Genomic DNA, 21,140 nt, shown 5'->3' on the forward strand with positions numbered 1-21,140 from the left:
TCGGGGAGGCATCGGGGAGGCCCAGTGGTGTACGGCAAGACGGACCAGGAACGCTACGAGCAGAAGACCGCTCAGCTCAAGGCGTTCGCGAGCGACGACGACGAGCACGGCCTCACCGTCTCGCCCCGCACCCGCGCCCGCGCCGCCGGCCGCGCCCTCAACGCCGCCGAGTCCCACCTCTCCCGCCTCGACCCGCTCCTCACCGACATCCGCTCCCGGTACGCCGAGGCCCTCTTCCGGGCCGGAACGGGCGCCAGGCGCCTGCGCGACCACCTCGGCTACGTCATCCGCGAAGCGAGCGTGGTCCACGGCCCCGACTCCCCGGAGGTCCGCAAGCTCAAGACCATCCAAGCCGAGGAGCGCCCCATCGGCGGCGCCCGCGCCCTCCGCAAGATCGAGCGCATCCGCGCCCAGGCCGACGAGCTGCGCGAGACCGGCGGCCTCCCGTACGCCTTCGCCATGCAGGACCTCGCCGAACGCCAGCGCGCCGCGGGCCGGCATGCGGATTTTCAGGAGACCGTCGGCTCCCTGGTCCGGGACCGGAATGTTTTGGGCCTCACCGATGACGAGCAGCTCCTCTTCGCCCAGCTCGTCGGCGCCGCCCTCATGGAGGCCGGAGAGGTCGAACTCGCGCTCCCGCTCCTGGAGGAGGCCCAGCGGCAGCCCGGCCGGCCCGCCGAGGTTCTCCCCGGCACCGGCGACTGGGAGACCCTGTTCCTTGCCGTCACCACGGCCGCTTGCGAACTCGCCAACGGCAAGCCCAAGGCCGCCGAGGACGTGCTGCTCGGGGTGCTCACCTCGTTTACGGATGATGCCGACGACCCGGACAAGCACCTCGTCAAACTCCGGCATCGCACGGTGTTCGAACTCGGCACCGCGGCCTTCCTCCAGGGCCGGACTGGTGAGGCCGTCGAGCGCTTCCAGGATGCCTGCGACCTCATTGCCCGCACGGCGAGTCCGCAGGAGGCTACCTTCACGGCCTACCGCAATACCAGGGTCTATGCGGAGATTCGCGCCCGCGGCGAGTGACCCTATATCCTATAGGAAATAGGATATAGGGCTCTGATGCTCGTTCCTGGCCGGTGGTGGTGGGGGTTAGATCGGGCGGCGACGATGGGGTGCGTTGGCGAGTGGGGTCGGGTCGGTTGCCTTGGGGCGGTTGGGGGTGCGGCGGGTCCGGGTGCGGAATGTGAGGGTATTGCCCACCTGTGGGTGATGACAGTGGTTGGTGGGGCAGGGGATACTTGGGGTACGCACAAGGACAGGGAAATCGTACAGGTGTCGAGTAGGTGCAAGCAGACTAAGCCAAGCCTCTGGCCTACTGGCAAACCGGACTTCTTCCGAGGCAGCGCCCCCGTCGCGAGATGTCGGACCAGGCGGATCTCATCCTCGCAGTGCTATCGCGACCCGCAGCAGTCAACCATCCCGCAGGGGACATGGTGATCGGGCGGCAGACCCCCGGGAGGGATCACCCCGACCGGAGGCAGTGCTCCTTACGAGGCACACGACCGGACCGCCACCGCGACCGACCACACCAAGGCCACCAGCGCGAACCAGAGCGTGAACGCGGGCAGCAGCGCCACCCGGCCGGGCATCAGAGGACCCGGCACCGACGCCACCGCCCACGATGCACCGCTGCGATCGCACGCATACCGGCCACTGTCCGGACCGCCACCGCTATCTACTGTGCGCGCGCTCCCGCAGTCGCTCGGCGAGGAACGAGACCACCTCGGCCCGCGCCGGCTTCGCCGCAGGGACGAGGCCCGGGGTGCTGATGAACCCGTGAGTCGCTCTGGGGTACACCGCGATCCGCGCGTCCACGCCGTCCTCGCGCAACCGGTCCACGTACCGCTGCCCGTGGTCGAGGGCCATGTCGAGGCCGCCGACCACCACCAGTGCCGGCGGCGCGCCCGCAAGGCTCGTGAACGTGACAGGGGAGTACGCGGCCCGATCCACATCGGGAGGGAAGGCGAGGTCCGCCGACCGGCGGAACTTCGGGACCGACAGCCCCGGCTGATGCGCATTGCGCTCGACGGAAGGGTAGTCCATGAAGGACACGGACCAGTCAGTGGCAGGATTGGCGAGCACCTGGGCCCGGATCTTTGGGCCCTCCTCGCGGGAACGCAGCGCCATCATCTCGGCGATGGTCCCGCCCGCCGACTCGCCGAACACCGCGATCGACTCGGGGTCCACACCCCAGCCGAACGGGTCCGATGCGAGCGCGTCGAGGGTCTCGATACCGTCTTCGACCGGAGCCGGGATCGGGTGCTCAGGGGCGAGCCGGTAGTCCACGCCGACCACGACCGCGCCCAGCGCGGCCGACATGCCGCTGTTCACCCAGTCGTTCTGCTCAGAAGCACCCGCGATGAACCCGCCGCCGTGGAACGACAGCACCAGCGGCAGCGGCCCTTCCGCGCGCACGGGCCGGAACACGCGCAGCCGCAGCCGCCGCCCGGGCAGGTCGAGGAACCGCTCCTCGACCCGCGCGCCCGGATCGGGCCGCCCGGTCACCAGCCGCAGCAGCGGCGAGGCCATGAGCTTCTCGGACTTCGCGCGCATCGCGACGACCTCTTTCGGGCCGACCGCCTCCCAGTCGACCTTGTCCTTCATCAGCAACCGGACGCCGAGGTGGGGTTTCAGGGACATGGCTTCCTCCGATCTCGAATACGCTACTCGAAGTAGCGTAATTTCAGGATAGCCTGTCCGGGTGCCAGCATCTACTTCGTCGTCGGCCGGACGGCCGCGCGCCGACCTGAACGCCACGGTCTTCGCGGCCACGCTCCGCACGGCCGACGAACTCGGCTACGCGGGAGCGACCATGGACCGCATCGCGGCGGCGGCCGGGACCGCGAAGACCACGCTCTACCGGCGCTGGCCTTCAAAGGGCGCGTTGATCATTGATTGTCTGTTGGACGTCTTCAGTCCGATGCCCGAGCTGGGGGAGGACCGCACGGCGGCGCTTGCGGGCGCGGTGCGCTGGCTCGCCGGGAAGATCGGAGAGCCGGGTGTCGGCGCCGCCTTCGCCGGGGTCTTCAGCGACGCGGTCAACGACCCGGCTCTGCGGGAACTGCTGAGCACCCGTTTCCAGGCGCCCTATCTTGAGATGTTGAAGGACTACCTCGGCGAATCTGAACAGCGGATCCTGATGTTCATCGACGTCATCACCGGCACCTTGCTCCACCGCATGGGCATGATCGGCCGCCCTATGGACGACGAGGATGTCGAGATTCTGATCCCTATGGCGCTCAGAGCGTTCGAATAAGCGCGGAGAAGTCCTGCTCGCTCAGATCGAACATCGGAGAGCCGTCGCCGAGTTTCGAGTCGCGAACGTGGAAACCGGCGTCCTCGCAGGGGGCGATTTCCACGCAATTGCCGCCACCGCCACTGTCGCTGAGGCTGCTCTTCCTCCAGGAACGGCGCAGCTCGACGCAGTTCCCGCCGCCGCCACTGCTGCTCCGGGTGCTCTTACGCCAAGCGGTTACGTTCTGCATCAAGGAATTCCTCCAAGTCGTTGCAGCGGGTCCAGTTCCCCTTGATGCGCTCATGGTATCCCTCGACCCGCTCCAGCTCCTCGATGCACCAGCTGCGGTCATGAATCTGAACGTAGACGAATGGCGGACCCGCGGTCCTGCTCTTGCCTGGGACATATACCTCGAATGGTGCGCCGAGATTGCTCGGACCGACCATGACCCGGATCTCCCAGTTGGGCAGGGAGTTCCACTCCCGGATCGCCTCAATCTGCTCATGGCGGGCGGCGGCGTCCATGACCTTGAGGTCGTAGAAGCAGGTCGCCCCCATGATGATGCTCATCCGGTAGGGGTCGGTGCGGAGCTTGATCCCTACCTGCCGCTCTTGCTTGAAGTCGGCACCGAACTCGGTCTCCTCATTGGTCATGCCCTCAGCCGGCTGCAACACCTGCTTGTCGTACTCCCGGATTTGGAGGATGCCCGGGACGAGGTTCGACTCGTACTTCCAGATGGAGCCGTAGTGAAGCTCGGCCTTCGCAAGCCCCAGCGCGTTGTATCGCGGCACGTTCTCCAGGTTGAGGCTCAGCTTGTCGCGGGCGATGTTCGCCAGGAACTGGCTGATCTCCTCACCCATCCCGAGCTCCTTACCGATGCCGATCATCTCGGCGTAGGTCGGGATCGTCGCGCTCTTCTCCCAGTTGCGCACCGTCTGCTCGCTGATGCCGAGGATGCCCGCAAGGCGCTTCGGCGTGAGGTTCTGCTTGATCCGCGCATCGGCGAGATGGGTGCGGATATTCCAGCTTGTAAGCGGCGAGGGATCGGCCATGTGCACCTCCGTCGTACCTGGTGGGACATTTAGGTTCCCATGTCCCCAGGGCAAACGAGAACCGCCACGGGCGGCTAGTTCCTTTGTGCTTTCAGCGGTCCCAAAACTTGCGCGCAAGAAATCGGCCAAAAAATTTGGGTCCCCCTGCGACAGAGTCAGATCAACGACAAATCCGCTCGAAACCGTTGCGGGGCAGGTAGCATCCGCTGCCCCGCCAACCACGCACTCGCCGAGACGGTGTTCAGCTTGGGCTGTATCGCGACCGAGCGGCGTTAAGCCTTGCCGTCCGCTTCGAGGGACTTCGCGAGCGGGCGCTCGACCTCGGGGGAGCCGGCGGCCTCGGCGAGGTGCTCGCGGAGCACCCGCAGGTAGGTCGGCCGCGCCTCCTCCACTTTGGCCCGGCCCGCCTCGGTGATCTGGGTGTAGACGCCGCGCCGGTCGTTCGGGCAGACGTACCGCTCGGTCAGGCCCAGCTTCTCCAGGCGCCCGACCAGGCGGCTCAGCGAGCTCTGGTTCAGCGGGATGGCGTCGGCGAGGATCTGCTGGCGCAGGTGGCCGTCGTCGTCTGAGAAGTGAAGTGCCGCAAGGGCGTTGTACTCCGAGAGCGAGAGGCCGTGCTCGGCGGTCAAGGCGCGGTTCGCGGCGTCGTCCACGGCGCCCTGGAGGATGCGCATCGACTGCCAGTGCCGCTCCAGCTCCGAGGGGAGCAGGATGCTCGGACTCACCGTGGTGACTAGTGGCATGCCATCGACCTCCTGGACTCGCGGCGCGTAACGGCGCTGAAACCACTTTATCATGCACCTCCATAACTTGCGCTTGCAACTCATGCATAGACGTATTATGCTTGTGCATAGAATGGCCCGCGAGTCCAAGCATTCCCAGAGAAGGAGTCCGGAGCGCCATGCCTCTAGCCCTCTTCGCGCTGATGATCAGCGCATTCGGTATCGGCACCACGGAATTCGTGGTGTCGGGCCTGCTGCCCGAGATCGCCGACGAGATGAAGGTGGGCCTGCCGACCGCGGGCCTCCTCATCTCCGGCTACGCCCTCGGCGTCGTGATCGGCGGCCCGATCGCCACCGCCGCCGGGACCCGCTTGCCGCGCAAGAACATGCTCATCGTGCTCATGGTGCTGTTCATCGCGGGCAACATGATCGCCGCCGTCGGCGTCTCCTACGGCCTCTTGATGACCGGCCGCATCGTGGCCGCCGTCTGCCACGGCGCGTTCTTCGGCGTGGCCTCCGTGGTCGCCGCCGACCTTGTCGACGAGTCCAAGCGCTCGCGCGCCATCTCCATGGTCTTCACCGGCCTCACCGTCGCCAACGTGGTCGGATCGCCGCTCGGCACCTGGGTCGGGCAGGGCTACGGCTGGCGCGCGACCTTCTGGATGATCACCGTGTTCGGCCTGGTCAGCCTGGCCGGCATCGTGTTCCTCGTGCCGCGCCAACCGCGCCCGGAGGAGACCAGCCTGCGGCGCGAGCTCGCCGAGTTCAAGAGCCTGCAAGTGTGGCTCGCCGTCGCCATCGCGGGCCTGAGCATCGGGGCCCTGTTCGCGGCCTACAGCTATGTCGCGCCGCTCATGACCGAGGTCGCCGGGTACTCGCCCGCCGCGCTCACGCCGCTGCTGGTCCTGTTCGGCGTGGGCCTGGTCATCGGCAACCTCCTCGGCGGCCGGTTCGCCGACCGCGCGCAGGTGCCGACGCTGCTGGTGACGACGGCGCTGCTCGCAGTCGTGCTGGTGGCGTTCACGTTCACCGCGCACTTCCAGATCGCCGCGGCCGTCACGCTCATGCTCGTAGGCGGCGCCGGGTTCGCCACCGTGCCGGGCTTCATGACCCGTGCCATCGACAAGGCCAAGGGCGCCCCGACGCTCGCGTCGGCAGTCGCCTCGTCCGGTGCGAACCTCGGCATCTCGATCGGCGCGTACGTCGGCGGCCTCACCATCGGTGCAGGGCTCGGCTACACCTCGCCGGTGTGGGTCGGCGCGGCCATGGCGGTGCTCGCGTTCGGTGTCACGGCCTGGTCCGGGGCGCTCGACCGGCGACCGAACCGCGTTGCGCCGCAGCCGGTCCCGGTCCACGAACCGGCCTGAACGCAGGGACCGGCCGCGCCCGCGCGGCCGGTCACCGGGCCCCGGCCACCAGCCGGGGGAGCAACTCGCCGATCGGCTCGCGCAGCACCGCGTCGGCGTCCCCGTCGTACGGGGTGGGCTCGGCGTTGACGATGACGAGCCTGATCCCGCGGGCCACCGCGTAGTCGCACAGCCCGGCCGCCGGATACACGCCGAGCGAGGTGCCGACGGCGACGAACAGGTCCGCGCCCCTCGTGGCGGCCACCGCCGTCTCGATCACCTCGGGGACCAGCTCCTGTCCGAACGAGATGGTCGCGGACTTGAGTATGCCGCCGCACTCCAGGCAGGCCGGGTCCGTTTCGCCCGCTTCGATGCGCGGCAGTACGTCGAGCATCGGGTTGCGGTCGCCGCAGTCGAGGCACACGACCTCCCGGACCGTGCCGTGCAGCTCCACCACCCGCGACTCGGCGGACCCGGCGGCCTGGTGCAGGCCGTCGATGTTCTGCGTGAGGATCGCCCGCAGGCGCCCCGTCGCCTCGTAGTCGACCAGCGCCCGGTGCCCCGCGTTCGGCTCGGCCGTCCACACCGGACTCACGAGTCGCGCCTCCCACGCCTGCCTCCGCACGCCCGGGTCGGCCAGGTAGTTGTCGATGGTGAACATGAACTGGGCCGCGGGGTTCTTCGTCCAGACCCCTTGCGGCCCTCGGAAGTCCGGAATCCCGGACTCGGTGGAGATGCCGGCGCCGGTCAGCACCACGGCGGCCTCGGCCTCGGCGAACCACTGGGCGACCTCGGAAACGGATGCGTCGTTCACCTGTCGCAACCTACCGCACGGTATGCGCATAATGGAGTCCGTGTCTCGCGCACCCCTCCGGAAGGCACCGCATGACAACTGAACCACTGTCACCCCTCCGCCGACTCGCCCGCAGGGTGCCTGCCCCGCTCAAGCGCGAACCCGTGGCCGCCGCGGTCGGGAACGCCTCGCTCCTCGGGGTCGGCTACCTCATCCTGGGCCGCTACCGGCTCGCCGGGCTCGCCGCCGCAGGCTCGCTCGTGCTGGTCATCGGTGTGGCCGCGAGCGAGCCGCCCGCCTGGCCTTGGCGCGCCGCCCTCCTCGTGTGGTGGGCCGCCTCGATCGCCCACGGCTGGTACGCCGGAGCCAACCGGACCGACTGGCGCGCAAGCGAACCCGCGCCACCCCTCGGGCGCCGCCCCCGCGAGATCGGCCTCGGGGCCGGAGCACTCGTGCTCCTGGCCGTGCTCGCCGTCGCGGTCCACGCCCGCGCGGTCGGGTTCGGTGTCGCACAGGCCCACGAGGACGGCGACTGCGCCACCGCGAGCGAACGCGCCCAAAGCCTCGGCGCCCTCGACCGCATCGTCGACGGCCTCGCCGCCGCCGACGCCCGCGACCAGACGGAAGCCTGTGCGCTCCTCCTTGCGGCGCAGGAGATCGCAGACGAAGGCCCCAGCGCCGCCGTCGCCGACCTCACCGACTACCTCGATCACCCGGGCGCACGCTGGGACGGCGCGCTCGACCTCCGCACCGACGTGCTCTTGGACCTCGCCGCTTTGGAGCTCACCGACGCGCTCTCCAGCGGCGCCACCCCGGCCGAAGACGGCTTCGACCACCTGGCGACCGTGCTCGACGCGACCCCGAACCGCGCCGAGGAGGCGCAGGCCGTCGTCGACGACTTCCTGGCCGCGCTGCCCGCCGCCCAGCCCTGCGCGGTCATGGACGTCGCGGCGCGGACCTTCGCGGACCCGGAGCGATTCGGCGGCTTCGAGGGCGTCGACTCCTCGGTCGAGGCCGCAGCCCCCGCTGCGATCCTCGGCTGCGGCGCCGAACTGACGGCCGCAGGCGACTACGACGCCGCCGTCGCCGCCTATGAGCTGTTCCTCGACGAGTTCCCCGACCACCCCGACCTTGTGACCGCCCAGGGCGGCTTCGACCTGGCGACCGTCAGGCCGCTGCTCGACGGCTGGCCGGAGGACCCGACCGTCACCGCACCGAGCTACTGCCGACTCCCCGAGCCGCTGTCGACCGCCCCCGACTACGCGGGCGCGGGGCCGCACCGCATGGCGCTGTTCGGGTTCGACCACTCCGACGCGCTCCCCGGCGACTGGATCGCCGGCGACATCACCGAGGCGTCGATCGCCGTGTGCTCGGGCTCGCTGGAGGAAGGCGAGCGCGTCGGCTCGTGCGACTACGAAGGCGGTGTGACCGTCGAGTTCTTCACCAAGCGGTTCCAGGTCACGGTCATCAACGTGCGCACGGGGGAGCAGATCTATGAGGGCCCGATCGACGTGGGCGGCGACTGCCCCGACACGATCTACTTCTTCGACGAGCCGCCTTCGTCAATGTCGGTCGACTCCACCGACGCCGACTTCGAGGCCGCGTTCTCCGCCTTCGTCAACCCCTGAGCGCGAAGCGGCGGGTCGGCCCCGGGGAGGGCCGACCCGCACTGGTTTCCTTGAGGATCAAGCGATCTTGCGGTGGTAGGCCGCCATCGCGAACACGTACGCGACGACGAGGATGCCGACCAGCCAGGCGAGGGCCACCCAGATGTCGTCCCCGACCGGCTGCTGGGCGAACAGGGCCCGGATCGTGTTCACGATCGAGGTCACCGGCTGGTGCTGGGCGAACCACTCCACCGGCGCGGGCATCGTGTCGGTGGGCACGAACGCCGAGCTGATGAACGGCAGGAAGATCAGCGGGTAGGAGAACGCGGACGCGCCGTCGGGCGACGAGGCCGTGAGTCCCGCGATCACCGCGAGCCAGGTGAGGGCCAGCGTGAACAGGATGAGGATGCCGGCCACCGCGAGCCACGCGAGCGGGCCCGCCGAGGTGCGGAAGCCCATGAGCAGGCCCACGAGGACGATGACCGCCACGGAGATCAGGTTCGACACCAGCGAGGTGAGCACGTGTCCCCACAGGACGGCCGACCGCGCGATCGGCATGGAGTGGAACCGCTCGAAGATCCCGGACTGGAGGTCGCCGTACAGGCGGTACGCGGTGTAGGCGATGCCGCTGGCGATGGCGATCAGGAGGATGCCGGGCAGCAGGTAGTTCACGTAGTTGTCGGTGCCCGCCTGGATGGCGCCGCCGAAGACGTACACGAACAGGAGCATCAGGGCGATCGGCGTGATCGTCACGGTGATGATCGTGTCCAGGCTGCGGGTGATGTGGCGCATCGAGCGCCCGAGCATGACGCCCGCGTTGCTGACGGTGTGCGCGCTCATAACCGCTCCTCCTTGTCCTGCTTGCCGTTCGGGGTCTTGTCGCCGACGAGCGCCAGGAAGACCTCTTCCAGGCTCGGCTGGCGCTCCACGTATTCCACGGTCGCGGAGGGCAGCAGCGCGCGTAGCTCGGCGAGCGTGCCGTTCACGATGATGACGCCCTGATGGAGGATCGCGATCCGGTCGGCGAGCTTCTCGGCCTCGTCGAGGTACTGGGTGGTCAGCAGGACCGTGGTCCCGTTGTCGGCGAGGTTCTGGACGATGCCCCACACCTCGATGCGGGCCTCGGGGTCGAGCCCGGTGGTGGGCTCGTCGAGGAAGATCACCGGCGGGTCGCCGATGAGGCTCATCGCGATGTCGAGGCGGCGGCGCATGCCGCCGGAGTAGGTGGCGACGCGCCGCCCGCCGGCCTCGGTGAGGCCGAAGCGCTCCAGGAGGCCGTCGGCGACCTCCTTGGGGCGCTCGACCTGCCGGAGCTTGGCGATCATGACGAGGTTCTCGCGGCCGGTGAGGATCGGGTCGACCGCCGCGAACTGGCCGGTGAGGCTGATGGACTCCCGGACCTTGCCGGGCTCGGCGGCGACGTCGAAGCCGTTGACGGCGGCGATGCCCGCGTCGGCCTTGAGCAGGGTCGAGAGGATGCGGACGACGGTGGTCTTGCCCGCGCCGTTCGACCCGAGCAGCGCGAAGATGCTGCCGCGGGCGACGTCGAAGTCGACGCCCTTGAGGACGTGGAGGTCCTTGTAGGACTTCTGGAGTCCGCTGATGCGGATCGCCGGTTCAGGGGTGTTCATGGCTCCTCGGTTCAGTGGTGGATAGAGGGTGAGCAGCAGGCCCAGGTCGAGCACGGCTCACTCGCAGAAGATGCGGACCTTGGTGTCGGTCTGGTCGACGTCGAGGGTGAGCTCGTCGAGCGCGTCGACGAGGTCTTCGAGCTGGTTCGGCTTGATCTCGGTCAGGTCGATCGGCACGCCCTGCTTGACGAGCTCCTCGTTGGCGCGTTCGAGCGCCTGCGGCGGCACGAAGACCGCGAGCCGCATCCCGGCGCGCAGCAGCTTGAGCGGCACGCGGATGTTCACCTTGGTCTCGCCGCTGTGCTCGTCGTTCGCGTCCACGATGAGGCGCAGGAACTTCGGGCGCTTCCCGCGGACCGCGGGCGCGGACTCGGGCTCCTCGGTCTCGACGGCGGTGAGGAGGCGCTCGGCCTCGTCGGCGGTGATCTTGCCTTCTGCCAGCATCTGGAGGATCTGGCGGCGCTGTTCGTTCATGGTTTCCTGGTTTCCTTTGCTGTTACCTGATGGAGAGGAGCAGGTCCGTGCGGCCCTGCTCGACCTCGATGCGGGCGCCCGGCAGCGCCCAGAAGAGCCGCCCCACGCCGGCGAGTGTTCTGAAGGGCGGCAGGTCGTACATGAGGCACGCGATCACCCCGCCGATGACGGCGAGCACGAGCAGCGGCGAGAGCAGCAGCACGATGGGGATCACGGGCAGGAAGAGCCGCCGGTAGCGGCCGTCGCGGCGGCGCCAGCGCGCCGTCACCAGCTGGGGGATCATCGGGACCTCTCAAGTTCGGCCAGCGCCTCGTCGACGCTGATGTCCCCTTGGCGCAGGCGCTCGATGACGTCCGCGCCGGAGGGGGCCGGGTCGGTTTCGATGAAGTCGAAGTGCCCGGCGATGCGGTTGAGCCGGGCCTTGACCGTCGGGTAGCTGATCCCGAAGATCCGCTCCATCTCCTTGATCGAGCCGTGCGACTTGACGAACGCGACCACGAAGACCTGGTCCTCGGCGCTGAGCTGGGCCAGTTGCGGCGGCTCGAACTCGCCTTCGACGGCGATCCCGCTCTCGGTGAGGCGGACGCGCTCGACGACGAATTCCTGCCCTCGGGTCAGGTCCGTCAGCTCCTGCCAGTCCATCTCGGCCCCTTCTCGTCGGTGGTGTGTTCCTTCTTCATTTGTACTTTGAGATTCTCAAGGTGTCAACTCCAGAATCTTGAGTTTCTTAAGTTTGAGTTTGAAGGCATGAAAAAACCGCCCCCGAAGGGGGCGGTTCGTCCTGCTATGTGTAGTTGTGGTGCGGCGGTCTAGCCGATCGCGGGGTAGGCGGCGACGCCGCCGCCGTCGCCCCACGTGCCCGCGACGGTGTCGGCGACCGCGGTGTACTCGTTGACGACGTACGGCGCCACGCCTGGGGAGATCCCGGTCGGCTGGCCGGTGCGCACGTCGAGGGCGGCCGGGGTGGTGTTGTCGGCCAGGCCGTACGCGATGCCGTGCCACACGGCGGTGACGTTGATTCCGGGTTCGGCCTCGGTGGTCTCCCAGAGCCATTCGCCGGTCGCGGCGTCCAGTGCGCCCATCCAGAAGCCCGGGGCGCGGACGAAGCAGACGACGGTCTCCTGGCCGTCGAAGCGGCACTCGTGGCTGCTGAAGTCCCGGTCCTCCTGGCGGACGACGTTCCCGGTCGCGGTCTCGAACAGCATGTTGTACGGCTCCTGGCCGTTCTCCAGGGAGATGTGGGAGCCGAGCGCCACGAAGTAGTTCGGGCCCGCGGCCTGGAGCTCGTACATGCCCTCGATGGCGAGGTCCTTGTTCGCCCACTTGGGGGTGCCGTCGGCGATGAGGAGCCCGTCGTAGTTGGAGCTGGTCTCCGTCGACGGCGCGACCACGACGTCGCCGCTCACGAGGTAGGGGGCCAGTTCGGCCTCCCACGCGACCGACTGCGCCGCCGTGTCGAAGGCGACGGTGTACACGTCGAAGACCTTGATGAGGACGACGCCTCCGGACTCGCCCATGGCCTCGGCGTGCTCGTAGCCGCCGTAGGCCAGTGCGGGCAGCTCGACCGGGACGTCGAACACGACTTCGCCGGTGGCTCCGTCGACCGCGACGACGTCGAGGTCGTAGTTGTATTCGGCGTCTTGGACGATGAACGGCGCGATGACCAGCGTCGTGCCGCCGGACTCGATGACGAGCGGGGCCTCGAACGGGTTCTCGCCGACCATGCCGGTCGTCTGCATCGGCGGCATCGGCGTGCCGGAGGCGGGCACGACGTCGGGCAGGGCCTCACCGGTGGCGGTGTCCACGACCTGGAGGCGCTCGGCGGAGGCGATGAACGCCTTCGTCCCGACGAGGGCCACCGGGAGCTGCTGGACGTTGGAGCCGGTGGTGTTCATCTTGGAGGCCACGGCCTCGGGCGGGAGCGCCACGCCCGCTTCGAAGTCGAACTCCTTGGGCGGGTCGAACGCCTGGGCCTCGGTCTCCTCTTCCGCCGCGGCGGAAGTCGCGGCCTCATCGGGTTCGTCGATGGTGCCGCTGTCGTCGCTGCACCCGCTCAGGAGCAGTCCCGAGGCGGCGAGGCAGCACAAAGCCGCTCTGATCTTCATGGTGGATGCGTTCACTTTCCTGCCGGGCAATGACGGAGAAACGCGGTCATTGTAGGCGCGGACCACCACTGCTGCCCGCAGCGCGCGCGAGGGCCGCGGCGCCGTCTCCGGCGGCGCCGCGGCCCCTGACTCCTTTCCCCCCGCGGCCTACTCGTCAGGGACGAAGTCGCCCACGAGGTGGAGGTTCTGGATGGCGGCCATGCCCCACTGGGCGGCGTCGTTGGTCGCCATGCGCGGCCACCAGTCGGTCGGATTCAGCGTGGTCTCGACCCGTTCGAACGCGGGCCAGTCGGGGGAGTCGCCGCGCCAGTACTCGGCCTGGGTGCGGAAGACCTTCCAGGTGTGGCGGGCCTGGTCCTCGTCGCCGGTGCGGGCGTAGACCTGGGCGTTGCCCCGCGAATACGCCCACAGGAACAGGTCGCCGAAACGCGAGCCGTACTCGGCCTCCTGCTCGGCGCGGGTGGCGGTGTAGAAGCGGCTGTAGCGGAGCCAGTCGGCCTCGAACGCGGGCATGTCGACCTGCTGGAGCAGCTCGGCGACGATCTCGAAGCGGCCGAAGCCGCTGGAGAGGTTCGAGCGCTCCACCACGGGGGTCTCGGCGATCGCGTACCGGCCGGTCTCGGTGTTGTAGAGCGCGCTGCCCTGCGCGAAGCCGTTCGGCTGCGCCGCAATGGTCTCCATCGTGCCGAGGACCTTGTCGCGGCAGAACTCCCAGTCGGGTCCGCGCCGCTCCCATTCGGTGAGCCAGGCGGCGGCGAGCGGCGCCCAGCTGGTGCCGAAGCCGATATCCACGGCCGTGGGGTCGGGGTCCCACGGGTCGGTCTCGGGGTCGCGGATCTTGCGGCCGGTGTCGAGGACGAGGGCGGTCAGCTCGGAGTCGTGCAGGGAGTGGAGGATGTCGCCCACGCGCTCGTCGGCGGTCAGGTAGTAGAAGTACCGCCAGTAGTTCGCGTTGGAGATGCGCACCTGCTTGGACGAGTCGCCCCAGTGCATGACGCCGTGCCGCGTGCCGAGCCCCGCCCAGTCGCCGATGTGGTAGGTGTTCACCTCGGTCGTCTTGCGGGTCATGGCCTCCGCGAAGCGGAACGACTCGGCGGTGCCGGTGTGCAGGTAGTACTGCCACAGCCACTGGTCGGTGGAGAACTCGGAGTTGTCCCACGCGTAGCCGCCGACGTCGTAGCGCCAGACCTTCCGGTCGCCGTCCTGGGAGTGCATGACGTCGCCGTAGTCCCAGAAGCCGTACCAGTGGCGCTGGCCCTGGGCCGCCTTGTAGTACTGGAAGTTCGCGTCGAGCACGTCCTCGGTGAACTCCTTGAACGGGTGCGAGCGGTCCACGGGCCCCACGAGCCCGCCGAACGCGCCCGCGGCCGCCAGGTGCTCGGGCGGGGCGGCGACCTGCGGCTGGGCGCGGACGGCGTCGGCCATGGCGCCCAAGCGATCGTGGCTCGGGGTCGCGTCGAGGGCCCAGAACAGGAGCTCGGTGGTGCGGGCGACGCCGTAGGGGGTGTCGAAGCCGGCCTCCCAGTCCTCGTAGGTGATCTCCAGGGCGTCGAGCTGCTTCGCGTAGGTGTCCTGGCCGAGGCCGTCGTGGTAGAACCGGTTGTCCATCGGCTGGGCCTCGGGGGACCACATCCACACCGTCACGGAGGCTTCGTCGGTGTGCGCGCCCCGGATGTCGAGCCCGGAGGGGTGGCGCTGCCAGAAGTCCTTCATGCCGAACGCGAACCCGCCGGAGACGCCGCCGACGTACCCGAACCCGGAGGAGCGGCGGCCCTGGTCGACCGGGACCCAGGCGTGGCCCTCCTTGGTGCGCTTCTTGATCTGGTAGCCCTCGGAGGTGAGCTGGGTGAGCGAGTAGTCGCCCCAGTCCGGGATCCATTGCAGGCGCGTGGTCACGCGCTGGTCCCACGTGGACGGATCGGGGAGCGCGGTGCCCGCGATCTGCGCTTCCCGCACGGCCGCACCGGGGTCGCGCCGCATGCCGGTGACGGCCTTGACGGCCTCGGTGAGCTGGCCGTGGCCCTCGCCCACGAACCGCACGTGCCGGTCGTACATCGCGTCGGACATGGCGACCTTGAAGCGGACGCCGAGTCCGGCGATGAAGGCGTCGTCGCCGTCGGAGTCGTAGACGAACGTGTGGACCATGCGGAACGACTCGCCGCCCGCGTAGAAGTACAGGCGCACGGTGAACGGCAGCCAGGAGCGGCCCCTGCCGCGGGTCTTGCGGTGGGTGCCGTCGATGCGGACGACCGCGCGCAGCGGGCCCTCCTGTTCGACGCTCACTTCGTCGATGTCGCTGGCGTAGCGGTCGCGGGTGACCGAGCCGGTCTCGGGGTCGGGGGCCTCGGCCTGGGTGATGTTCACGAGGTGGCCGGAGGACGCGATGGTGCGGTCGCCGCGTTTGACGTGCTTGACGAGGTCGGTGCCGGACTTGCCGATGCGCACCGAGATGACGCCCGTGTCGATGTCGATGTGGCTGCGGGACTTCGAGACCGACACGACGTGCTCGGACTCGGCGGGTGCGCCCGCTTCGAGCGTGAAGGACTCCTGCCTGGCGTCGGGGCCGATGGCGTGGGCGGTCCACTTCAGGGAGCCGTCGGGCCAGTAGGCGAGGGGCCAGGTCTGGACGGGGACGGGGGCGCCGTCGGCGCCGGTGAGCTTGAACTGCTGGTCCTCGGCGAAGCGGCCGGGGCCCCACGGGACGCCCCAGGTGGAGCCGGGGGACTCGGCGGGGGCGCCTTCGAGCCAGTCGAGCCGCACCGAATCCGGTCCGGCGTCGGTCGAGGGGCCGGTCTGGGCGTGCGCGGGCGCGGCCTCGAACAGGGCGGCCGCCGCCGCGACCCCCGCGCCGGCGGCGAGGACGCCGCGGCGGCTGAAACCGGTGCTGGACATGGGTTCCGGAGCGGGTGAAGGGCTGGTCACGTTGCCTCCAAGAGGGGGAGCGGACGGGTCTGACTTAAATCGTTTTAACTCAGGGGGTTCAATATAGTCACACATCGATGTATCGTCAACCGATCGAGGGTGAGCCACATTCGGCCGACGCGAATGTCGGGTACGGGGTCTGGCGGCGCGCCCATTCCACCGGCATACTTGGAGCGATCATGAAAACGTTTAAGCGACTCCCGGCGATCGGGGCGGTGATCGGCCTCGCGGCCGCTACCGCCTTCGCCGTGGGCGCCACGACCACCCACGCCGAAGAGCCCGACGTCGGAGCCCAGCAGACCGTGCGCACCATGGAGGACCTCGGCCGCAGCGTCGTCGCCGTGCGCAACGGCTCCAGCGTCTTCGTCAGCTGGCGCCTCCTCGGCCTCGACCCGAGCGGCATCGGCTTCAACGTCTACCGGTCCGCGAACGGCGGCGCCTGGACGAAACTCAACTCCTCCGTGCTCACCGGCGGCACCAACTACACCGACACCGCCGCGAACCTCGCGCAGGCCAACGCCTACCGCGTCGTCCCCGTCGTCGGCGGCGCCGAGCAGACCCCCAGCGGCTCGTTCACCCTGAGCGCCAACCACGCCGACGAACCGGTCGTGCGCATCCCCATGCGCGCCGGCGGCCCCGTCAAGTTCACCTGGACCGGCGACCTCGACGGCGACGGCGAGTACGACTACGTGGTCGACCGCCAGACCTCACCCCAGTCGATCGAGGCGTACACGAGCAGGGGCCAGTTCCTGTGGTCGGTCAACCTCGGCCCCAACTCCACCAACCAGGACAACATCGAACCGGGCTCGGCGACCATCGACGTCGGGCACTGGGACGGCGTCACCGTCTACGACTTCAACACCGACGGCTTCGCCGACGTCGCCCTCAAATTCGCCGACGGCACCGTCTTCGGCGACGGCCAGACCTGGACCCACGCCGACGACAATCGGCAGTGGATCGGCATCCTCGACGGCCGCACCGGGGCCCTGCGCAACTACGTGAGCATCGCCCAGGACTACCTCGCCGACGGGCCCATGGCCGCCCAGTTCGGCGTCGGCTACCTCGACGGGCAGCGCCCGTCCCTCATCGCCTCCATGAAGAACCGCCAGGACAGCGGCGGGTTCAACATGATGATCGCCGCCTACTCCTGGTCGGGGCAGAACCTCACCCAGCAGTGGAAGTGGAACCGCGGCTCCACGAACGCCGCCGACGGCCACAACATCCGCATCGTCGACGTCGACGGCAACGGCACCGACGAGGTCGCCCACATCGGGTTCGTCCTCAACAGCAACGGCACCCTCCGCTACTCCCTCGCCGACCAGGGCATCCAGCACGGCGACCGGTTCCACATCGCCGACATCGACCCCGCCAACCCCGGCCTCGAAGGCTACGGCGTGCAGCAGGACAACGCCTCCGGCCTGCGCGAGTACTACTACGACGCCGCCAACGGCCAGATGATCTGGCAGCACACCCTCGAAGGCACCGCCGACGTCGGCCGCGGCATGGCCGGCGACGTCGACCCCCGCTACCCCGGCATGGAGGTCTGGTCCTTCGACGGCCTCTACAACGCCTCCACCAACACCCTCACCGAACCCGACACGTCCCTGCGCCCCTGGCCCCAGCTCGGCCTGTGGTGGGACGGCGACACCTCAATCGAACTGCTCAACGACGGCAAGCTCGAAGAGTGGGACCCCCTCAACCCCAAGCCCACCAACAGCCTGCCGCGCATCGAGACCGTCACGAACTACGGCGCCGTCAAGGCCGCCCAAGGCGGACCCACCCTCGTCGGCGACCTCCTCGGCGACTGGCGCGAAGAGGCCGTCTACACCAACGCCGCCTACGACCAGCTCATCATCTTCACCACCGACAAGCCCACCACCACCCGCCTGTACACGCTCGCGCACAACCCCGAGTACCGCAACTGCATGACCGTCCACGGCTACATGCAGTCCCACCACGTCGACTACTACCTCGGCTCGGGCATGACCACCCCGCCCGCGCCCCCGATCACCTACTAGCGCCGCACCGCGGGGCCGCCCCGGCGGCCCCGCCCGACCCCATGGATTGAACCGACTGTGACCACTCCCTTGCGGGCCTTCGGCCCGCTCGACCAGACCCGCACCGGCTGGCAGCGCGCCGCCCTCGCCATCGGACGGCCCGGCCTCGACCTCGCCGTCCAAGGCCCCGACGCGATGCCCGTGACCATGTCGAACCACACCCACAACGAGAACTGGTTCGAACAGCTCATGCGCCCGCTCTGGGGCCTGGCCGCGGCCGCCGACGCCGTCCCCGACGACCTCTGGGACGCCGTCACCGCCACCATCGCCCGCGCCGTCGACCCCGGCGACGACTGGTACGCCGGGGACTTCCACGACGGCGCCCAGCGCTGCGTCGAGGCCGCCGCCCTCGGCTGGGCCCTCGCCACCGCCCCCGAACGGCTCTGGGAACCCCTGGCCCCCAAGGCGAAGGACCACACCATCGCCTGGCTCTCCCAGGCCTACACGACCGGAGTGGTCGACAACAACTGGCACTACTTCCCGGTGCTCGTGGGCCACGGCCTCGACGCGATCGGCGCCGACCGCGACCCCGCCGTCGCCCGGGCCCACCTCGACCGCATCGGGGAGTTCGACCTCGGCGGGGGCGTCTTCAAAGACGGACCCCAAGGGCGCGTGGACTACTACAACCCCTTCGCGTTCCACACCTACGCGCTCCTGCACTACCGCCTCGGCGGCGACGACCGCTTCGTGGAGCCCGCCGCCGAGTTCGCGCGCGGCTTCCGGTCCTGGTTCGCCGCCGACGGCGCGGCCGTCCCCTACGGGCGCAGCATGGGGTACCGCTTCGCGCAAGGGTCCCTGTGGGGCGCGCTGGCCGCCGCCGACGTGGAGGCCGTGCCGTGGGGAGAGGCCGCCGGACTCAGCCGCCGCCTCCTCGAATGGTGGTGGGACAAGCCGATCCTCACCCCGGACCACCGGCTGAGCGTCGGGTACGGCTACCCGAACGACGCGCTGGTCGAGCAGTACCTGACGGCCGGATCGCCGTGGTGGGCCTCGAAGGTCTTCACCGGGCTCCTCGCCCCGGCGGACCATCCCTTCTGGACCTCTGAACCCACGGACCTCGAACCCGGGACCGCGGTGTCTCCGGCGGCGAAGACCATCCACGTCAGGGGCCACGACGGCGACGTGATGCGCCTCAACGGCCAGGACTGGCGCGAGAAGATGCGCGGGGGCAAGGACACGTACGCGCGCCTCGCCTACTCCTCGCTCGCGGGGTTCTCGCGCTCGGTGGACGGCCCCGGCCTCGAAGCGGCCGCGCCGGACGGCGCGCTCATGCTCTCCGACGACGGCGTCCACTGGCGCGGCCGCGAGGACTCCGTGGAGTCCCGAGTGGGGGAGCAGGGCCTCACGGTCGCCTGGTGCCCTTGGGAAGACGTCACGATCATCTCGGAGGTGGAGGCGTTCTGGAGCGGATGGCAGGTGCGCACCCACACGATCGAGACCGCGCGGCGCCTCCACACCGGCGAGGGCGCCTGGTGCGTCCCGCGCGACGGCGCCGAGACGATCGCCGGCGAGTTCGCGGCGATCGCGACCTCGCGGGGCATCCGCAGTTCGGTCATTCCCGAGGACGGGCGCGAGCGCAGCGTCATCTACCCGGTGCCGGGCACCCACATGTACTGGCCCGCAACGGTTCTGCCGGTCGTCACCGGCGTGCTCGAACCGGGGACCCACGTCCTCAAGGCCCGGTTCTACGTCGGCAGGCACGAGCGACCCGCTTGACAGGCTTCGAAACCGCGATCTAAGGTGACCGCGACACAAGTTAAAACGATTTAACCCCCACGCCCCATCCCCTCACGAAGGAGTTCAATGATGAGCCGCAACCCGATCCGCCGCCGGACCCTCCTCACCGGCGCCACCGCCTCAGCCGCCCTCGCCGCCGCCGCAGCCTGCGGCGACGACGGCCCCGCCGGGACCGCCGACGACCCCGTCGAGATCAGCTTCGAATGGTGGGGCGACGAGGCGCGGGCCGACATCACCAAGCAGGCCGTCGACCTCTTCATGGAGAAGAACGAGGGCATCAAGGTCGCCGCCAACTTCGCCGACTACCCCGCCTACTGGGAGAGCCTCACCGGCCGCATGGCCTCGCGCGACCTGCCCGACGTGTTCCAGATGGACTACCCGCGCCTGCGCCAGTTCGGCGCCTCCGGGATGCTCCTGCCCCTCGACGGCCTCGTGGACACCGCCGACTTCCGCGAGGGCGTGCTCGACACCGCCAAGCTCGACGGGCAGCTCATCGCCGTCCCCGTGGGCACCAACGTGTTCGGCCTCATCTACCGGCCCGACTGGTTCGAGGAGCACGGCATCGCCGTGCCCGAGGCCGGCTACTCGTGGGACGACTACACCGAGCTCATCCGCACCCTCACCGCCGCGCTCGGCGACGGCAAATGGGGCGGCAGCGACTGGACCGGGTCCTACCTCCTCGCCGAGCTGTGGCTGCGCCAGCAGGGCGACAGCTTCTACTCCGACGACGCCGCGAGCCTCAACTTCACCAAGGAGCAGCTCGTGGAGTGGTGGTCGATCGCCGCGCCGCTCCAGGCCGACGGGTCCGTGCCCTCCCCGGAGGAGACCGCCGCCGAGAACGCCCCCGGCGTCGCCGCGGGCACCATCGCCACCGAGATGCGCTGGGACACCGCCGTCAACGGCTACTGGTCCACCGTCACCGACGGCGGCGGCACCCTCGGGATCATCGCCCCGCCCACCGCCGACCCCGCCAACCTCGCGCTCCACCTGCGCCCCGCGATGCAGTACGTCGTCGGCGCGAACTCCGAGCAGCCCGAGGCCGCCGCGAAGCTCATCGAGTTCCTGCTCGGCGACCCCGACGCCGCGAAGATCCTCGGCACCAACCGCGGCATCCCCGCCACCAAGACCGCCCTCGACAACGTCGAACTCGACGCGGCCTCCCAAGCCGTCATCGACTACGAGGCCACCGTGGAGGGCCACCTCGCGGGCGCACCCGTCGTCCCGCCCGCCGCCGCGGGCGCCGTCGAGGCGAAGTTCACCGAGATCTACCAGCAGGTCCAGTACGCCACCATGACCGCGGCCGAGGCCGCCGACCTGTTCTTCACCGAGGCGGAGACCCTCTTCGCCAGCGAGCAGTAACTCCGGCCGCGGGCCCTATATCCTATAGGATATACGATCCGCGGGGGCGGGGGCGTCTGAGGGGTCGCCCCCGCCCCGCCCTTGACACCCGCGT

General features: G+C 69.5%; 19 protein-coding genes. 7 read left to right on the forward strand and 12 right to left on the reverse strand.

Annotation, left to right across the window (positions count from 1 at the left end):
• The first annotated feature begins 27 nt into the window (after positions 1 to 27).
• Complete coding sequence (locus tag WA640_RS12290) at positions 28 to 1,029, forward strand: hypothetical protein (RefSeq protein WP_335987956.1); 1,002 nt, start codon at positions 28 to 30, stop codon at positions 1,027 to 1,029.
• A 648-nt stretch (positions 1,030 to 1,677) separates the two neighbouring features.
• Here WA640_RS12290 and WA640_RS12295 read toward each other — a convergent pair.
• Positions 1,678 to 2,646, reverse strand: a complete 969-nt coding sequence (locus tag WA640_RS12295) for an alpha/beta hydrolase (protein WP_335987957.1) — start codon at positions 2,644 to 2,646, stop codon at positions 1,678 to 1,680.
• Positions 2,647 to 2,707: 61 nt separating this feature from the next.
• On the opposite strand from WA640_RS12295, the gene WA640_RS12300 reads away from it, so the two are divergent.
• A complete protein-coding gene (locus tag WA640_RS12300; RefSeq protein WP_335987958.1) occupies positions 2,708 to 3,262 on the forward strand; it encodes a TetR-like C-terminal domain-containing protein in 555 nt (184 codons plus the stop codon).
• Here the strand turns inward: WA640_RS12300 and WA640_RS12305 are convergent.
• The 3 genes from WA640_RS12305 to WA640_RS12315 form a co-directional block, all read right to left on the reverse strand.
• Positions 3,246 to 3,491, reverse strand: coding sequence for a DUF397 domain-containing protein (locus tag WA640_RS12305; protein ID WP_335987959.1), 246 nt, complete (start codon positions 3,489 to 3,491; stop codon positions 3,246 to 3,248). The two genes, WA640_RS12300 and WA640_RS12305, sit on opposite strands and share 17 nt — an antisense overlap.
• The gene (locus WA640_RS12310; RefSeq protein ID WP_335987960.1) at positions 3,466 to 4,293 is read right to left on the reverse strand and encodes a Scr1 family TA system antitoxin-like transcriptional regulator; all 828 of its coding nucleotides are present in this window, start codon (positions 4,291 to 4,293) and stop codon (positions 3,466 to 3,468) included. Before WA640_RS12310 ends, WA640_RS12305 begins: the two co-directional genes overlap by 26 nt.
• A 272-nt stretch (positions 4,294 to 4,565) precedes the next feature.
• Positions 4,566 to 5,036, reverse strand: a complete 471-nt coding sequence (locus WA640_RS12315) for a MarR family winged helix-turn-helix transcriptional regulator (protein ID WP_181245726.1) — start codon at positions 5,034 to 5,036, stop codon at positions 4,566 to 4,568.
• 158 nt (positions 5,037 to 5,194) lie between these two features.
• Between WA640_RS12315 and WA640_RS12320 the strand changes: the two genes are divergently transcribed.
• Complete coding sequence (locus WA640_RS12320) at positions 5,195 to 6,382, forward strand: MFS transporter (protein WP_335987961.1); 1,188 nt, start codon at positions 5,195 to 5,197, stop codon at positions 6,380 to 6,382.
• 31 nt (positions 6,383 to 6,413) lie between these two features.
• Here the strand turns inward: WA640_RS12320 and WA640_RS12325 are convergent, their stop codons facing one another.
• A complete protein-coding gene (locus tag WA640_RS12325; protein WP_335987962.1) occupies positions 6,414 to 7,175 on the reverse strand; it encodes an SIR2 family NAD-dependent protein deacylase in 762 nt (253 codons plus the stop codon).
• A gap of 71 nt (positions 7,176 to 7,246) precedes the next feature.
• On the opposite strand from WA640_RS12325, the gene WA640_RS12330 reads away from it, so the two are divergent.
• Positions 7,247 to 8,782 (forward strand): hypothetical protein, encoded by a 1,536-nt coding sequence (locus WA640_RS12330; protein WP_335987963.1) that lies wholly within the window; start codon positions 7,247 to 7,249, stop codon positions 8,780 to 8,782.
• A 57-nt stretch (positions 8,783 to 8,839) separates the two neighbouring features.
• On the opposite strand, the gene WA640_RS12335 is transcribed toward WA640_RS12330, so the two are convergent.
• From WA640_RS12335 to WA640_RS12365, 7 genes are all read right to left on the reverse strand, one after another.
• A complete protein-coding gene (locus WA640_RS12335) occupies positions 8,840 to 9,601 on the reverse strand; it encodes an ABC transporter permease (protein WP_335987964.1) in 762 nt (253 codons plus the stop codon).
• Entirely contained in the window at positions 9,598 to 10,392 is a 795-nt protein-coding gene (locus WA640_RS12340; protein ID WP_335987965.1) for an ABC transporter ATP-binding protein, read from the reverse strand. Before WA640_RS12340 ends, WA640_RS12335 begins: the two co-directional genes overlap by 4 nt.
• A 57-nt stretch (positions 10,393 to 10,449) precedes the next feature.
• A complete protein-coding gene (locus WA640_RS12345; protein WP_335987966.1) occupies positions 10,450 to 10,866 on the reverse strand; it encodes an SHOCT-like domain-containing protein in 417 nt (138 codons plus the stop codon).
• A gap of 22 nt (positions 10,867 to 10,888) precedes the next feature.
• A complete protein-coding gene (locus WA640_RS12350; RefSeq protein ID WP_335987967.1) occupies positions 10,889 to 11,149 on the reverse strand; it encodes a hypothetical protein in 261 nt (86 codons plus the stop codon).
• On the reverse strand, positions 11,146 to 11,508 hold the full coding sequence (locus WA640_RS12355; protein ID WP_335987968.1) for a DUF2089 domain-containing protein: 363 nt from the start codon (positions 11,506 to 11,508) through the stop codon (positions 11,146 to 11,148). The genes WA640_RS12350 and WA640_RS12355 overlap by 4 nt, the downstream gene beginning before the upstream one ends.
• A 167-nt stretch (positions 11,509 to 11,675) precedes the next feature.
• A complete protein-coding gene (locus WA640_RS12360; protein ID WP_335987969.1) occupies positions 11,676 to 12,971 on the reverse strand; it encodes a hypothetical protein in 1,296 nt (431 codons plus the stop codon).
• 147 nt (positions 12,972 to 13,118) lie between these two features.
• Entirely contained in the window at positions 13,119 to 15,863 is a 2,745-nt protein-coding gene (locus tag WA640_RS12365) for an exo-rhamnogalacturonan lyase family protein (RefSeq protein ID WP_442904752.1), read from the reverse strand.
• A gap of 209 nt (positions 15,864 to 16,072) precedes the next feature.
• Between WA640_RS12365 and WA640_RS12370 the strand changes: the two genes are divergently transcribed.
• From WA640_RS12370 to WA640_RS12380, 3 genes are all read left to right on the forward strand, one after another.
• Positions 16,073 to 17,911, forward strand: a complete 1,839-nt coding sequence (locus WA640_RS12370; RefSeq protein WP_335987971.1) for a rhamnogalacturonan lyase family protein — start codon at positions 16,073 to 16,075, stop codon at positions 17,909 to 17,911.
• A gap of 57 nt (positions 17,912 to 17,968) precedes the next feature.
• A complete protein-coding gene (locus WA640_RS12375) occupies positions 17,969 to 19,666 on the forward strand; it encodes a DUF2264 domain-containing protein (protein ID WP_335987972.1) in 1,698 nt (565 codons plus the stop codon).
• A gap of 90 nt (positions 19,667 to 19,756) precedes the next feature.
• Entirely contained in the window at positions 19,757 to 21,046 is a 1,290-nt protein-coding gene (locus tag WA640_RS12380; protein WP_335987973.1) for an ABC transporter substrate-binding protein, read from the forward strand.
• Positions 21,047 to 21,140: the final 94 nt, after the last annotated feature.

Source organism: Glycomyces sp. MUSA5-2, from assembly GCF_037034145.1.
Taxonomy (GTDB): Bacteria; Actinomycetota; Actinomycetes; order Mycobacteriales; family Micromonosporaceae; genus Glycomyces; species Glycomyces artemisiae.